Below are 14,989 nucleotides of genomic sequence, written 5' to 3'. Positions count from 1 at the left end.
CCCGCCTGATTCGCGGTTATTGACGCATCGGCGGGGGCTGACTATAAGCCTCGCCCGTCGCCCCTTTTTGTGCGGCGACGTCATTCATTATCACCAGCGATGGTCCTCCGGGTATCGGTACCCGCGGGCATCGGCCCGACCGAAGACCGAAACGAGACGGACTAGAGAGTTTCATGGCCAATACCACCTCCGCCCGCAAAGCCACCCGCAAGATTGCGCGCCGCACCGCGATCAACAAGACGCGCCGGTCGACCATGCGCGGCTCGCTGAAGAAGGTGGAGGAAGCAATCGCCTCCGGCGACCGCAAGGCGGCCGAGGCGGCCTTCAAGGCGGCCGAGCCGGTCATCATGCGCTCGGCGCAGCAGGGTGTCGTTCACAAGAACAACGCCAGCCGGAAAGTGTCGCGTCTCGCCCACCGCATCGCGAAGCTCGGCAAGTAATCCGGGGCAAGCGTCCGGCTCGAGCGACGCCGGCTCCTGAAAGTTTGGCTCCGCTGCTTCGAAGGTCCGGCCCGCGCCGGACCTTTTGTCATCCGACGAAAATCCAGCCTGTCACATCGACCGCGCCGGCGCTCACCGCCGCGATCGGTCTTATTTTCTTTATGACAGCGTCATCAAGAAATGCCGCAGTCGAATAATTGCGGCAAGCACGCGCTCTACGCGCATCGGCGTGCAAGAAGTCCGCATGCGCCAGTGCTTTCTTGCAACGGCTACCCTGCGTGGACGGCCAAAAAAAATTTCGTTCGATGAATGACTTACTCCCCATAAATTTGCGGGACCTCGGAATCGCCGTGCCGCGCAGCGTTTTTTTGAAGCGGAGCAAAAAAAATTTTGATCGCGTCGCGGCTGCTGCGACAACATCGCCACGAGAAAATTTGCGGACGATTCAACGCGTTAAAAATTTGAGGCACAACACACCTGTCACCGCAACCACACACTGCGCGCGGACGGTGAGAACCGGTTAAGTAAATTCGTTGCAGGGCGGGGACGCTCGTGTAACTTGATCAAACGCGCTCGGGCTTCTCCGGGTCGCTGCACCAAAAAAGGTTCTGACGACATCACTCATCCGCGGGTGAGGACGGCTTTCATTTGTCCGAAACTCGCACGCCGCGCGATGGGAATGGCCGATGAGTCCGGACATTGGTGCAGCAAACGAAGACTGCGACACAGACGCGCGAAAAAAGACGACCGAAGAAGACGACCAGAGAAAACGACAACGGGGGTCACCAATGGCGGCAGCAGCGGGAATAACGGTCACGGCCGGACGGACCGGAACTTCTGGTTCCGGGTTTCAAGACAGCAGCCGGTCATCGATGGTTCCCGTCATCTGCAAGGCCAGCCGGCCGATTTCAACGTCTTCGGTCTTCATCATCGAAACACGAGGCATGGCGCCGCCGCGCCGTTAGAAGACGCGGCTTGCTCCCTTTGCGCTCGTGCCCTTGGCTGCACGCCTAACAGGCAGCCCACCCACCGGCATCGCGCGAATCCGAGTGATGTTGCGTCCAGTCAGGCGCGTTGACGGCAGCCCGCCGTCAGCCTGGCCACCCGAGTCCGTTTGAACACCGAGCCGAGAAGAGACTTGCAATGACGAAGACGGATCAGGAGCGCTGGCTGAGGGTCAAGGATCGCCTGCGCGCCGAGCTTGGCGAGGACGTGTTTTCGAGCTGGTTCGCCAGCATGGAAATCGAGGCCTGCGAGGCGGGCGCCATCCGCCAGTCGGTGCCGACGCGCTTTCTCAAGAGCTGGGTGCAATCGCACTATGCTGAGCGGCTGCTCGCCTGCTGGCAGTCCGAGGACAAGGACGTCATCCGCATCGAGTTGGTCGTGCGCTCCGCGGTGCTCAAGACCGCGACGACCAAACCGAAGAACGGCGAGGCGGAGGTCTTCAACGGCGGCGCCATCCGCCACAATGGCGGCGACGGCCGCGGCATTCCGCTCGGCGACGCCGGAGCTCACGACGCACTCGGCGGCTCGCCGCTCGACCCGCGGCTGACCTTCGACAACTTCGTCGTCGGCCGCTCGAACACGCTGGCCCATGCCGCGGCGCGGCAAGTCGCCACCGCCAAGCGCGGCGACCCGGTGATGTTCAACCCGCTCTACATCCATGCCGGCGTCGGCCTCGGCAAGACGCACCTGCTGCAGGCCATCACCTGGACCGGCAACGGCATCGGCGAGCGCAAGGTGCTCTACCTCACCGCCGAAAAGTTCATGTACGGCTTCGTCTCGGCGCTGCGCTCGCAGACGGCGCTGGCCTTCAAGGAGGCGCTGCGCGGCATCGGCGTGCTGGTGATCGACGATCTGCAGTTCCTGCAGGGCAAATCGACCCAGGCCGAGTTCTGCCACACCCTGAATGCGCTGATCGATGCCGGCCGCCAGGTCGTCATCGCCTCGGACCGGCCGCCCTCCGACCTCGAAAGCCTCGACGACCGGGTGCGCTCGCGTCTTGCCGGCGGCCTCGTGGTCGAGGTCGGCTCGCTCGGCGAGGAGCTGCGGCTCGAAATCCTCAAGGCCCGCGTCTCGGCGGCCCGCGCCCATCATCCGGGCTTCGATGTGCCGCTGCCGGTGCTGAACTACATCGCCAAGGCGGTCACCCATAACGGCCGCGACCTCGAAGGCGCGCTCAACCAGCTGCTCGCCCAGAACAAGCTGACCGGCCACCCGATCACGCTGGAAATGGCCGAGCGCGCGGTGCGCGACCTGGTGCGGCCGATGGAGCCCAAGCGCGTCAAGATCGAGGACATCCAGCGCGTGGTGGCCCGCCAGTACAATGTCAGCAGGTCCGACCTGCTGTCCTCGCGGCGCACCGCCAATGTGGTGCGGCCCCGTCAGGTGGCGATGTATCTCGCCAAGACGCTGACACTACGCTCGCTGCCGGAAATCGGCCGCCGCTTCGGCGGACGCGACCACACCACGGTTCTCCACGCCGTTCGCAAGATCGAAAACCTGGTCGGCAACGACATGGCGTTGGCCGAGGAGATCGAGATCCTGAAGCGGCAGCTGCAGGATAACCCCTAGAGAAGCCTGCTCGCGCCGCTGCGGCGCGACCACGGACGACACTCCCACCCGGCCGGGTCACCCGCCGGGGTGAATTTCTCAAAGGCAAGCGCGGGCTCCGGTGGCTGTGAATCAGCCGGGAAAAACGTCGCAAAGGCACCTGAGGTCTTGCGAAATCCCGGCCCGCGCGTCACTTTCGCCGTCCGGCCTCCCCCGCAACGGGCGGCCGGTTTGTCGTCGCGCCTGAGCCACATCACAGCCACCGGCGCCACCGGCACATCCAATTTAGCGGGCGGGGTCCGATGAAGGTAACGGTCGAGCGTGCGGAACTCCTGAGGTCGCTGGGTCACGTTCATCGCGTGGTCGAGCGCCGCAATACCATCCCGATCCTCGCCAACGTGCTGCTCAAGGCCGAGAAGGCCAAGCTCAGCCTGAAGGCGACCGACCTGGACCTCGAAGTCACCGACACCATCGCCGCGGAAGTCTCGCCGGGTGGCTCCACCACCGTTCCGGCGCACATGATCTACGAGATCGTGCGCAAGCTGCCGGACGGCGCTCAGGTCGTGCTCGAAGGCTCCGGCGACCGCGCGGTGCTCTCGATCCGCGCCGGGCGCTCGCGCTTCACGCTGCAGACGCTGCCCGAGAGCGATTTTCCCGATCTCGCCGCGGGCGAGATGAGCCACTCGTTCAAGCTCGCGGCCGCCGATCTCAAGCGCCTCATCGACAAGACGCAGTTTGCGATCTCGACGGAAGAGACGCGCTACTACCTCAACGGTATCTATCTGCACGTCACCGGCAATGCGAAGTCGGGCACGCTGCGCGCGGTCGCAACCGACGGTCACCGTCTCGCTCAGGTGGAACTGCCGCTGCCGCAGGGCGCTGCCGGCATGCCGGGCGTCATCGTGCCGCGCAAGACGGTGAGCGAAGTGCAGCGCCTGATCGAAACCGGCGAAGGCGAGATCGGCATCGAACTCAGCGCCGGCAAGATTCGCTTCACGATCGGCGATGTGGTGCTGACCTCGAAGCTGATCGATGGCACCTTCCCCGACTACAACCGCGTCATTCCGGTCAACAACGACAAGACGCTCGTCGTCGACAAGAAGGATTTCGAAGCCGCCGTCGACCGCGTTTCGACGGTGTCGAGCGAGCGCGGCCGCGCGGTGAAACTGTCGATCGCGGGCGCGCGCCTTGTGCTCTCGGTCACCAATCCTGACAGCGGCAGCGCGACGGAAGAACTCGAAGTCGAGTACAGCGCCGATCCGCTCGATATCGGATTCAACTCCCGCTACATGCTCGACATCGCGGCGCAGATCGAGGGCGAGGTCGCTGTCCTGAAGCTCGCCGATCCCGGCTCGCCGACGCTGATCCAGGACAAGGACGCCAAGGGCGCGCTTTACGTCCTGATGCCGATGCGGGTGTGACCGCCGCCGCTCCGGTGGTAAGGCTCATGCCATGCCCGCCGCTGCGATTCTCAAGCTCTCGCTGACCAGCTTCCGCAGCTACCACGCGGCGCGGCTTGATTTGACGGGCGCCGGTCCGGTGGTGCTGACCGGACCGAACGGCGCCGGCAAGACCAATCTGATCGAGGCGATCTCGTTTCTGGCGCCCGGCCGCGGCCTGCGCCGCGCCACGCTCGAGGAGGTCGCATTCGGCGAAGGTGACGGCTCGTGGGCCGTCTCCGCCGAGGTCGAGGGCCTTTACGGCCTCGCGACGCTCGGCACCGGCATCCTGCCGCCCTCGCCCGATACGCCGGTATCGCGCCAGAACCGCATCGACCGCGAACCGGTATCGTCGGCGATTGCGTTCTCCGATCATCTGCGGGTGATCTGGCTGGTTCCAGCGATGGATCAGCTGTTCAACGGCCCGGCTTCCGAGCGCCGGCGCTTCCTCGACCGTCTGGTGCTCGCGGTCGATGCCCAGCATTCGAGCCGTGTCTCCGCGCTCGAACGCTCGCTGCGCTCGCGCAACCGCCTGCTCGAAACCGGCGAGCGCGACACCCACTGGCTCGATGCGGTGGAGCGCGAGACCGCCGAGCTTGCGGTTGCGGTCACCGCCGCGCGTTCCGAAACCGTCAACCGCCTTGCCGCGGCACTGGCCGCAAGCCGCGACGACGGCGCGCCCTTCCCCGTTGCGGCCATCGCGCTCGACGGCTGGATGGAGCGGCTTCTGCCGAGCTACAGCGCCACCGAAATCGAGGACAGATACCGGGAGGTCCTCCGCGAGAACCGCGCGCGCGACGCCGCCGCCGGCCGCACGCTCGACGGGCCGCACCTCAGCGACCTCGCGGTGCGCTTCGCCGGCAAGGACATCGCGGCGGCGGATGCCTCGACCGGCGAGCAGAAGGCGTTGCTGATCCGGCTGGTGCTTGCGCATGCCGGTCTTTTGAAAGACATGACCGGCGCCGCGCCGATCCTGCTGCTCGACGAGGTCGTCGCGCATCTCGATCCCGGCCGGCGCGCCGCGCTCTACGACGCCTTGAGCGCGCTCGGCGCACAAGTCTGGATGACCGGCGCCGATCCCGCCGCGTTCCACGAGATCAAATCCCGCGCGCAGATGTTCGAAGTCCGGCCCGGAACCGTCACGCCGGCCGGCTGACGGCCACAATTTCAGCCGCGGCGAGCGGCCCGAATCGGCGCTCGGAAGCGGCGGTTTTGGGCGCCGGAATCGGGCCGTTTTTGAGGTCGGAAAAGTGCCGAAAGCCCTTTATTTTCGGGCACTTCTGCCCCTTCACTTTGCGCTGTACGCGCCCCATATTTCATGACAGAAAACTTGTGTCACTCCGATTCATTTTTAGCCCGCAGTGAAGGTCACGCCGATGGCTGAACCGGCCCGCAACATTCCGTCCGAATATGGCGCAGAGTCGATCAAGGTCCTCAAAGGCCTCGACGCCGTGCGCAAGCGGCCGGGCATGTATATCGGCGACACCGATGACGGCTCGGGCCTTCACCACATGGTCTACGAGGTCGTCGACAACGCGATCGACGAAGCGCTCGCCGGACACGCCACCGAAGTCGCGATCACGCTCAATCCCGACGGCTCGGTGACGGTGCGCGACAACGGCCGCGGCATCCCGACCGACATTCATAAGGAAGAAGGCGTCTCGGCGGCCGAAGTCATCATGACGCAGCTGCACGCCGGCGGAAAATTCGACCAGAACTCCTACAAGGTGTCGGGCGGTCTGCACGGCGTCGGTGTTTCCGTCGTCAACGCGCTGTCGACCTGGCTGAAGCTGCGCATCTGGCGCGGCGGCAAAGAGCACTTCATGGAGTTCCACGACGGCGAGGCGGTGGCGCCCCTTAAGGTCGTCGGCGACGCCAAGGACCAGCGCGGCACGGAGGTTACCTTCCTCGCCTCGCCGAAGACCTTCACGATGACGGAATACGATTTCCAGACGCTGGAACATCGCCTGCGCGAACTCGCCTTCTTGAACTCCGGCGTGCAGATCGTGCTGTCCGACAAGCGCCATGCCGTCGAGAAGCGCGAGGAGATGAAATACGAAGGCGGCATCGAAGCCTTCGTCAAATATCTCGACCGCAACAAGAAGCCGCTGGTGCCGGCGCCGATCACCGTGCAGGCCGAGCGCGACGGCATCACCGTCGAAGCGGCGCTGTGGTGGAACGACGGTTATCACGAGGCCGTGCTCTGCTTCACCAACAACATTCCGCAGCGCGACGGCGGCACCCATCTCGCCGGGTTCCGCGGCGCGCTGACGCGACAGATCACCGGCTATGCCGACAAGCAGGGCTCCGCGCGCAAGGAAAAGGTGGCGCTGACCGGCGACGACTGCCGCGAGGGCCTGACCGCCGTGCTGTCGGTGAAGGTCCCGGACCCGAAATTCTCCTCGCAGACCAAGGACAAGCTCGTCTCGTCCGAGGTGCGCCCGGTCGTCGAAGGCGTGCTCAACGACGCGCTCGACAAATGGTTCGAGGAAAATCCGGCCAATGCCCGCACCATTGTCGGCAAGGTGGTCGAGGCTGCCGCGGCCCGCGAGGCGGCACGCAAGGCGCGCGAACTGACGCGCCGGAAAGGCGCCCTCGACATCTCCTCGCTGCCCGGCAAGCTCGCCGACTGCCAGGAGCGCGACCCCGCGAAATCCGAACTGTTCATCGTCGAGGGCGACTCGGCCGGCGGCTCCGCCAAACAGGGCCGCAACCGCGAGTTTCAGGCCGTGCTGCCGCTGCGCGGCAAGATCCTCAACGTCGAACGCGCCCGCATGGACAAGATGCTGTCGTCGGCGGAAATCGGCACGCTGATCACCGCGCTCGGCACCGGCATCGGCGAGGAATTCGATCCCGCCAAGCTGCGCTACCACAAGATCATCATCATGACGGACGCCGACGTCGACGGCGCGCATATCCGCACGCTGCTGCTGACGTTCTTCTTCCGGCAGATGGGTCAGCTCATCGATAACGGCAACATCTACATCGCGCAGCCGCCGCTCTACAAAGTCGCACGCGGCAAGTCCGAGCAGTATGTGAAGGACGAGCGCGGGCTGGAAGATTACCTGATCGCGACCGGCATCGAGGACGCCGTGCTGCGGCTCGCCTCCGGCGAGGAACGCGCGAGCGTCGACCTGCAGAAGCTGGTCGCTGATGCCCGCGCCATCCGCGCGACGTTGCAGGGGCTGCACAGCCGCTACAACCGCAAGGTCATCGAGCAGGCGGCGATCGCCGGCGTGCTGACGCCGAAGATCACCGACGACGTCAAGGTCGCCAATCAGGCGGCCGGCTACATCGCCAAACGGCTCGACGCGCTGGAAGACGAGACCGAGCGCGGCTGGGAAGGCTCGTTCAACGACGAAGGCTTCGTGTTCGAGCGTACCGTGCGCGGCGTGAAAGAAATCGCGACCATCGACCAGGCATTGCTCGGCTCGGCCGACGCGCGCAAGCTCGACGAGTATGCGCCGATGCTGCAGCAGATTTTCCCGCGGCCCACGCCGCCGGCGATGCTCCGCCGCAAGGACGAAACGATTGCGATCCACGGCCCCGTCGGGCTGTTCGACGCGCTGACCGGCGCCGGACGCAAGGGTATCGCCGTGCAGCGCTACAAAGGTCTCGGCGAGATGAACCCGGAGCAGCTCTGGGAAACCACGCTCGACCTCAACGCGCGCTCCCTGCTGCAGGTCAAGGTGAAGGAAGTCGACGAGGCGCAGAACATCTTCGGCCAGCTGATGGGCGAGGAAGTCGAGCCGCGCCGCATCTTCATCGAGCAGAACGCGCTCAACGCCAGCGTCGACGTCTAGGCCTTCAAGCTCAGTGAGTTTGCGCTAGACGCCGATGCGGCGGTGGCCGGACGTCGCGACGCCGGCGGCAAGCGCGCCAAAGAACAGCACGACAAAAATTCCGAACAGCATTTGCGCGAGGGTGGCCATGGCGGATTCGCTGTTGGCATAACCAAAAGCGCCGGACGCGACGGCAAAAAACAAAAACATCAGGGCCAGTTTCAACATCGCCCGACTCCAGCGATCAAAAAAGCCCCGCGCCCGGTATTTTCGTAGGCGCCAATTGTGGCGGAATTCTACGCGCGGCCTGCCGCCGACGGCGGTAAGGCGCGACGGACCCTCCAGCAGCTCCGTTCAGAACAGGTCGAAATATTCGCGCTGTTCCCAGCCGGTCGGCTCCGGCCCGTCGCGTTCGTCGGCCTTGAAGCGGGCCAGCTCGGCGCTCTTGATGTGCGCATAGTAATCGACGAAGCCGCCGCCGAAGCCCTGCCGGAAGCAGTCGTCGGCGCGCAGCGCGGTCAACGCCTCGTCGAGGCTTTTCGGCAGCAGCGCCGCGGACATCTCATAGGGTGTATCGGCAGAAGGCCCCGGATCGAGCCGCCGCGCGATGCCGTCCAGCCCCGAATAAATCTGCGAAGCGAGATAGAGATAGGGGTTGGCCGCCGGCTCGCCGACGCGGTTTTCCAGATGTGTCGCCGGATCGCCGGGCTGACCGAGCACCCGGATCATCACGCCGCGATTGTCGCGCGCCCAGATCGCGCGGTCGGGCGCGAGCGAGTACGGCCGGTAGCGCTTGTAGCCGTTGATGGTCGGCGTGGTGAAGGCCGCCGCCGCGCGCGCATGCGCCAGCAACCCGCTGAGATAATAGCGGCCGACGGTCGAGAGCCCGTCCTTGTCGTCGAGCATGAAAGCATTCGACTTCGACCGCTTCTCGATCAACGACTGATGCAGATGCCAGCCGCTCGACACACAGTTCTGCACCGCGGGGCGGCACATGAAGCTCGCCATCAGGCCGTGGCGGCGCGCCACCTGTTTCACCGCGGAGCGGAACAGGATCATCGCGTCGGCGGCGGCGAGTCCGGGCTGCGGCCGGAACGTGAATTCGCACTGGCTCGGCCCCAACTCGATCTCGACCGAGCGCAGCGGCAGGTCGAGCGCGGCCATCGCGCGACGCAGCGGCTCGATCGCGGGCTCGAGCCGGTCGTAACGGCTTTCGGTCAGATACTGATAGCCCTGCGTAATCAGACTCACGTCGGCGGCCTGCGGCGGCCATGTCGCATCCGCCGGCGCGAGGCGCGGATTTTCGATGCGGAACAGGTGAAACTCGACCTCGAGGCCGGACAGGAAATCGAAGCCGGCGGAGGCGAGCCGCGCAAGCGCATTGCGGCCGATCTGCCGTGTCGAGAACGGCACCGGCTTGCCGTTGGTGAAGTAGATGTCGCACAGCAGCCAGCCGGTCTTGTCCGCCCACGGCAACACACGGAACGTCGAAGGGTCCGCGACCATGACGAAGTCGCCGCCGCCCTGCATCTCCGGCATGTCGAAGCCGCCGCCTGCCGTGAACACCGGGAATACGGTCTTGTGCGAGGTGTCCTTGGCCAGCAGCGTCGTCGTCATGGTGACGCCGCTCTTGAGCGCCGCTACCGCGTCGGCGGCAAGCAGCGTCTTGCCGCGCAGCACGCCGTGCTGATCGGCGAACGAGAACCGCACCAGTTCGAGCTTGTTCGCCTTGATGGCGCGCTCGACCTCGCGCGCCTGCTTCGCCTGCGCCTCGCTCCAGAGGCCGTGGCGGTCGACGAAGCTGGCGGTGGATCGGCTTTTGCGCGGGGCCATGCGGAACGGATGATAGCCTATCAGTGCCGCGGGCGCTGCCAGCTTGCGGTCTGCCGGCGGTCGGCGTCGGTCGTCTGCCAGTAGTCCTGCCACTGCGCCGCAGGGCCGATGCCGTCCACGCAGGCCGGGCCAGTGACATCGGTGGCCTTGGCGCGGTCCAGCACCATGATCGGCGTCTCGCCCTTGCCGTTTTCCTCAAGCGACTGCCGCAGCAGCTTGCGGTAGGCGATGATCGCCTTGTCCGACGTGCCGAGATGCTCCTGCGTGCGGTCCTGGATCGCGCCCATCGACTCGCAGGCCCACTGGTCGTGCACGTTGATGTCGGCGCCCATGCCGGTGTAGGTCGCGTGCTCCTGTTCGTGCGGGTCGTAGCCGTAATTGTTGGTCTTGTTCCGGCGCGGCACATAATCCGGCAGTTCGTAAAGCTCGAGCCGCTGGCGGCGCATCTCCTCCTTGTTCACCGGTTCGCCGAACGAAGTGAAGATCGCGTACCAGTAGTGCCGGGTATCGTCGATCGGAACGTGCCACTGCGAGATCGTCATCTCGCGGCTCATCGGGATCATGAAGGCGTTGGGGAATACGAGGTTGGTCAGGCGCACATGCGCCTTGCCCTCGCCGATCTCGCGCAACGTGGCGACACGGAAGCCGTAATTGGTCGGCTCCACCTCGATGCGCGGCCGGGTGAACTCGCGCATGATCTGCGTCATCGGCATTTCAGTGTCGCGCGACTTGTCGCGGAACATCTTGCCATAGGCTTGCGTCGGATCCTCGTCCTCGAAGAAGCGATGCAGGAACGAGGTGTGCACCGGATCGATGCCGACCTCGAGCGACTGCAGCCAGTTGCAGTCGATCAGACCCTTGAAGGCGAAGGTGTGGGTGCCCGGCGCCACGAAACAGTCGAACTCCGGGAAGGCCGGTGGCTCGCCGGGACCCATGTAAGCGAACAGGATGCCGCTCTTCTCGACCACCGGATAGGCCTTGTGCCGCAGCTTGGCGCACAGCCTGCTGTCGTCCGGCTCTGCCGGCGTTTCGAGGCACTGGCCGTCGGCGCCGAATTTCCAGCCGTGGAAGGCGCAGCGCAGCCCGTCGCTCTCGAGCCGGCCGAAGGCGAGATCGGTGCCGCGATGCGGGCAGTGGCGGCCGACGAGACCGTAACGGCCCTTGCCGTCCTTGAAGATCACGAGATCCTCGCCGAACAGCCGCAGCGGCTTGATCGGCCGGTTGCCGGTCAGTTCCTCGACCAGCGCCGCCGGCTGCCAGTAACGCCGCATCAGCTTGCCGCCCTCGGTGCCGGGGCCGGTGTGGGTGATGAGTTCGTTCAGCTGCGCGCTCAACATGACAACCACTCCTCTGTCCGAATTTTTTCGGCGGCGGACCGCTTGTTCGTAGACCGAACAAATGTTCGGATATATTCTAACTGGAACAAGTCTGAACAGTAAACCGGATTTGCGGTGCGCTCTGCGCCGCAACCGAACCGTTCGCTGATCGAACGCGGGAGTCGCAGCCGGCAATGCCACGGCGCAAACGCAGCAAGTCGGAGCAGAAGCTCGCCGACGACGCCGGCCCCGATTTTCTCGAGGCCCTCGCCCGCGGCCTCAGCGTCATCGAAGCGTTCAACCGCGATCGCCGCGCAATGTCGCTGAGCGACGTCGCACGGCTGGTCGATTTGCCCCGCGCCTCGGCGCGGCGGACGCTGCTGACGCTGGTTCATCTCGGCCACGCGGAGACGGACGGCCGGCTGTTCCGGTTGACGCCGCGCATCCTGCGGCTGGCCAACGCTTACCTGTCGTCGAATGCGGTGTCCGACATTCTCCAGCCGGCGCTCGAACGGTTGAGCGGCGAACTGAACGAGGCCTGCTCGGCCGCCGTGCGCGACGGCGACGAAGTCATCATGATCGCGCACGCCTCGCCGAACCGTGTACTCACGGTCAGCGCGCAGATCGGCTTCCGTCTGCCGGCGCTGTCGACGTCGCTCGGCCGCGTGCTGCTCGCCGCGCTCGACGACGATGCGCTCGATACATTTCTGGCGCAGACCAAGGTGCCGAAGCTCACGTCCACCACGGTGACCGACAGGAAGAAACTGCGTGGGCTCATCGTCAAAACCCGCGCGGAAGGCTTCTCGCTGGTCGATCAGGAAGCCGAAGCCGGCTTCCGCTCCATTTCGGTGCCGTTGTCGCGGCGCGACGGCAAGGTCATCGCCGCGCTGAATGTCGGCGCGCACAGCGAGCGCGGCACGCTCAAGACCATGCAGAGCGTATTCCTGCCGAAACTGCTGGCGCTGGCCGAAGATCTGCAACCGCAATTGCTTTGAGCAATAAAAAAACCGGCATTGCGGCCGGCTCCATCATCACAACGAACATCTGACGCTCAGCTTCCGGGCCAGCCACGTGCCGCGCGGCCGGTTTCCAGCCGTTTGCGCCAGTAGGATTGCCGCAGCTTCTGCATTCGGTCGGCCGCCGTCTTGGCGTCGGCGCGCGTCGCGGTGGCGCAGGTGCGGTATTCCAGCTCGTTGACCGGCGGCTTCGGGCTGACGCGGCGGAACAGCCGCGTCCAGGTGCCGCCGCCGTCATCGACCTTCAACTCCGCAAGCGCATTGGCAACGTTTGCGGCGTGGCCGAACGCAACCACGTTGCCGCTCGGCGTATGACGAACCTCGTACACGCCCGGCCCGATCGGCGCCTCGACAGAGTCGCCGCTCGTCGCGTTCGGAAAACGCTTCCAACTGCTCCAGGTTTGCAAACCCGATAACCTTTTCAGAGAACCCAGCTCTTAGGACGTCACAACCGCCGAGGCGGGCGGTCTCTTAGCAAACGGCGGGCCGTTAATGAATATGCATTAATCGCCGAAAATCGAGAGCCTGTTGATAGAAAAGGGACAATTTTCCGCATTTCACTGCAATGTGAAGCGCTTGTTTGGTTAACGGCCGGGCAGCACCAGCAGCTTCGCCTTCTGCGGTAGCGTCGTTTTCGACACCACGACCGAGGGCACGTCGCTGATCTCAACCTCCCAGTCCTGCCGTACGCGCGAGAGGAACCGATCGAGCGTGTAAGCGCTGAAATAGTGCATCGGGATCATCAGCGGCGCTTTCATCGCCTTCAACACCTCGATCATGCCTTCAAGGTCGAGCGTGTAACTGCCGTCAACCGGCACCAGCACGATATCGACGCGGCCGATTTCGTCGAGCTGCTGCTGGGTCAGCGTGTGATGCAGATGGCCGAGATGCGCGATGCACAGGTTCGCGATCTCGAAGATGAAAATGGAATTGCCGTGCCGCTCGGTACCGCCCTCGAAGGTGCGGATATTGGTCGGCACGTTGCGCACCCGAACGTCCTTTTCCTGGATATCGATACGCGCCGGCTTCTCATTGCCGGCCCAGCCGCGCAGCACGTGCTTGATGTTCGGATCGGGACGGTCGGTGTAGTGCGTCGTATGCGCGTGGTTCATCGTCGCGATGTCGGGCGTAACCGGCGGACGCACATAGTCGTTATAGTCGGTGGCGATGCGAACGAGTTGCGGGCTTTCGATCAGGAAGGTCGAATGGCCGATATAGGTCAGCCGCACCTGATCGGAGGCGAGCGCCACGCGCCGGACGAGATCCTGCCTGAACAGCGGCGACCGCTGCGCGATCAGGCCCGGACAGTTCGCCGCCATCTCCGGTTTTGCCGGAGCGGGCGCCGGCGCAGCACCCTGCGCAAACGCCACCGACCCTGACAGCGCAATGCCGGCAACTGCCGCCAAAACAGACCGTGCCGGACCAGAACCGCGCATGCACGCCTCCACATCCACCGGGCGCGCGAAGTCTGCCACGCCGCCGCAGGGCGACCAACCGCGCCCCGCCCCGCCCACGCAGATGTGAAGGGACAAAAAGAAAAGCGGCGCCGAAGCGCCGCTTCAACCGCGCGCGATGCGCGTCTCAGTATCGCTCGAAAAAGGGCGGGAACCGGTCGTAGGAACGGCGCACGGTCCGCCGTGGCGGCGAAACGATGATGCCCTTCGCGGTCACGACCTCGACCTGGCCGCCGTCACGTCGGATCGCCTCGACCCGGCCAAGACCGGGCAGCGGCGCGCCGGCCGACACCTGGAACAGATCGCCGCCCTGCTGCTCGACCAGAATGGCGCCGTCCGGCGCGACATAGGCGCTCCATCCCTTCACGACCTGCGCAACGGCCGGCCGCGGCTGCGGCAGCGGCGCGGTGATGGTCGCGGCGGTGGCGTTGGCGATCGCGCTCGATGCTGCCGCAGCCGGCGCCGAGGCGGTCTTGATCGACCCGGTGACGATAGCGTCGCTGTGCTTGTCTTCGCGCTTGGCGGCATCGACGCGCGCGCTGATCTTGCCGACCTGCGTCTGTATCGATTTCTCCGCCTTGTCGATGTTCGACTTCAGCGCTGTCACTTCCTTGGCGAGCAGCACGATCGACTTCTGCATCGCCTGCCGCTCTTCGAGCAATGCGACGTCCTGTTTCGGCGTTTTCGACGGCAGCACATACGTGCTCAGCACGCCCGCCGTCGCGCCGAGGCCGGCTGCGATCAAAAGCATCGCGGCGCGCATGGCGTTGCGGCGCGCGCGGCGGCTCATCGTGATATTCATGCGCGGCATCTTGATCCGCTCGCGCGTGCGTTCGGTGCGCGGCAGAATCATGAGCTGACCCGGCGCGGCATCGGACTGATCCGCAGTGGCGGCGTCCTGTGCGGCCTGCTTGTTGTCTTTGCTGTCGCCGCCGGCGGCGTTCGTCTCACCCTTCACCGGCTCGGCTTTTTCCGTTTCCCGGCCGGCCGGCGAAATCGACGGGCTATCGACTTCGGGCAGATGATCGAATGAGTGTTTCGAAGCGGAGGCCGGCTTGGACGGCGTGGCATCCTTGCCGCTCTGGGCGTCGGACGGCTCAGACATGGGTCGCTCCGGACATTGGCCAACAGCTTTGCTGTTCACCAATCGGTAACC

12 protein-coding genes are annotated in these 14,989 nt (G+C 65.1%); 6 read left to right on the top strand and 6 right to left on the bottom strand.

Annotated elements, in window-relative coordinates; all coding sequences use genetic code 11:
* The first annotated feature begins 173 nt into the window (after positions 1–173).
* From rpsT to gyrB, 5 genes are all read left to right on the top strand, one after another.
* The gene (gene rpsT / locus AB7F10_RS12690; RefSeq protein WP_428561455.1) at positions 174–440 is read left to right on the top strand and encodes a 30S ribosomal protein S20; all 267 of its coding nucleotides are present in this window, start codon (positions 174–176) and stop codon (positions 438–440) included.
* A gap of 1,143 nt (positions 441–1,583) precedes the next feature.
* The gene (gene dnaA, locus AB7F10_RS12685; protein ID WP_428561453.1) at positions 1,584–3,014 is read left to right on the top strand and encodes a chromosomal replication initiator protein DnaA; all 1,431 of its coding nucleotides are present in this window, start codon (positions 1,584–1,586) and stop codon (positions 3,012–3,014) included.
* A 281-nt stretch (positions 3,015–3,295) separates the two neighbouring features.
* The gene (gene dnaN / locus AB7F10_RS12680; RefSeq protein WP_428561450.1) at positions 3,296–4,414 is read left to right on the top strand and encodes a DNA polymerase III subunit beta; all 1,119 of its coding nucleotides are present in this window, start codon (positions 3,296–3,298) and stop codon (positions 4,412–4,414) included.
* 31 nt (positions 4,415–4,445) lie between these two features.
* A complete protein-coding gene (gene recF, locus AB7F10_RS12675; protein ID WP_428561447.1) occupies positions 4,446–5,588 on the top strand; it encodes a DNA replication/repair protein RecF in 1,143 nt (380 codons plus the stop codon).
* A gap of 220 nt (positions 5,589–5,808) precedes the next feature.
* Positions 5,809–8,235 carry a DNA topoisomerase (ATP-hydrolyzing) subunit B gene (gyrB, locus tag AB7F10_RS12670; RefSeq protein WP_428561444.1) on the top strand — a complete coding sequence of 809 codons (2,427 nt, stop codon included), beginning with the start codon at positions 5,809–5,811 and terminating at the stop codon, positions 8,233–8,235.
* Between the two features lie 24 nt (positions 8,236–8,259).
* Here the strand turns inward: gyrB and AB7F10_RS12665 are convergent, their stop codons facing one another.
* The 3 genes from AB7F10_RS12665 to AB7F10_RS12655 all read right to left on the bottom strand — a co-directional run bounded on the left by AB7F10_RS12665 (position 8,260) and on the right by AB7F10_RS12655 (position 11,384).
* Complete coding sequence (locus tag AB7F10_RS12665; RefSeq protein WP_428561442.1) at positions 8,260–8,439, bottom strand: DUF1328 domain-containing protein; 180 nt, start codon at positions 8,437–8,439, stop codon at positions 8,260–8,262.
* 129 nt (positions 8,440–8,568) lie between these two features.
* Positions 8,569–10,047, bottom strand: coding sequence for a glutamine synthetase family protein (locus AB7F10_RS12660; RefSeq protein WP_428561440.1), 1,479 nt, complete (start codon positions 10,045–10,047; stop codon positions 8,569–8,571).
* A gap of 20 nt (positions 10,048–10,067) precedes the next feature.
* Positions 10,068–11,384 (bottom strand): Rieske 2Fe-2S domain-containing protein, encoded by a 1,317-nt coding sequence (locus tag AB7F10_RS12655; protein ID WP_428561438.1) that lies wholly within the window; start codon positions 11,382–11,384, stop codon positions 10,068–10,070.
* 173 nt (positions 11,385–11,557) lie between these two features.
* Between AB7F10_RS12655 and AB7F10_RS12650 the strand changes: the two genes are divergently transcribed.
* On the top strand, positions 11,558–12,358 hold the full coding sequence (locus AB7F10_RS12650) for an IclR family transcriptional regulator domain-containing protein (protein ID WP_428561435.1): 801 nt from the start codon (positions 11,558–11,560) through the stop codon (positions 12,356–12,358).
* Between the two features lie 56 nt (positions 12,359–12,414).
* On the opposite strand, the gene AB7F10_RS12645 is transcribed toward AB7F10_RS12650, so the two are convergent.
* From AB7F10_RS12645 to AB7F10_RS12635, 3 genes are all read right to left on the bottom strand, one after another.
* Entirely contained in the window at positions 12,415–12,786 is a 372-nt protein-coding gene (locus tag AB7F10_RS12645; RefSeq protein ID WP_428561432.1) for a hypothetical protein, read from the bottom strand.
* A 177-nt stretch (positions 12,787–12,963) separates the two neighbouring features.
* On the bottom strand, positions 12,964–13,815 hold the full coding sequence (locus AB7F10_RS12640; protein WP_428561429.1) for an MBL fold metallo-hydrolase: 852 nt from the start codon (positions 13,813–13,815) through the stop codon (positions 12,964–12,966).
* A 145-nt stretch (positions 13,816–13,960) separates the two neighbouring features.
* On the bottom strand, positions 13,961–14,938 hold the full coding sequence (locus tag AB7F10_RS12635; RefSeq protein WP_428561427.1) for a hypothetical protein: 978 nt from the start codon (positions 14,936–14,938) through the stop codon (positions 13,961–13,963).
* Positions 14,939–14,989 lie beyond the last annotated feature (51 nt).

Source organism: Pseudolabrys sp. (assembly GCF_050250095.1).
Taxonomy (GTDB): domain Bacteria; phylum Pseudomonadota; class Alphaproteobacteria; order Rhizobiales; family Xanthobacteraceae; genus Pseudolabrys.
Note: the sequence above shows the minus strand (reverse complement) of the source record. Positions and strands in the feature narration are given on the sequence as shown.

What these genes read in the sequence shown, in the direction of transcription:
- rpsT (WP_428561455.1), top strand. Translation starts at nt 174, where the DNA reads ATGGCCAATACCACCTCCGCCCGCAAAGCCACCCGCAAGATTGCGCGC.
- dnaA (WP_428561453.1), top strand. Translation starts at nt 1,584, where the DNA reads ATGACGAAGACGGATCAGGAGCGCTGGCTGAGGGTCAAGGATCGCCTG.
- dnaN (WP_428561450.1), top strand. Translation starts at nt 3,296, where the DNA reads ATGAAGGTAACGGTCGAGCGTGCGGAACTCCTGAGGTCGCTGGGTCAC.
- recF (WP_428561447.1), top strand. Translation starts at nt 4,446, where the DNA reads ATGCCCGCCGCTGCGATTCTCAAGCTCTCGCTGACCAGCTTCCGCAGC.
- gyrB (WP_428561444.1), top strand. Translation starts at nt 5,809, where the DNA reads ATGGCTGAACCGGCCCGCAACATTCCGTCCGAATATGGCGCAGAGTCG.
- AB7F10_RS12660 (WP_428561440.1), bottom strand. Translation starts at nt 10,047, where the DNA reads ATGGCCCCGCGCAAAAGCCGATCCACCGCCAGCTTCGTCGACCGCCAC.
- AB7F10_RS12655 (WP_428561438.1), bottom strand. Translation starts at nt 11,384, where the DNA reads ATGTTGAGCGCGCAGCTGAACGAACTCATCACCCACACCGGCCCCGGC.
- AB7F10_RS12650 (WP_428561435.1), top strand. Translation starts at nt 11,558, where the DNA reads ATGCCACGGCGCAAACGCAGCAAGTCGGAGCAGAAGCTCGCCGACGAC.
- AB7F10_RS12640 (WP_428561429.1), bottom strand. Translation starts at nt 13,815, where the DNA reads ATGCGCGGTTCTGGTCCGGCACGGTCTGTTTTGGCGGCAGTTGCCGGC.
- AB7F10_RS12635 (WP_428561427.1), bottom strand. Translation starts at nt 14,938, where the DNA reads ATGTCTGAGCCGTCCGACGCCCAGAGCGGCAAGGATGCCACGCCGTCC.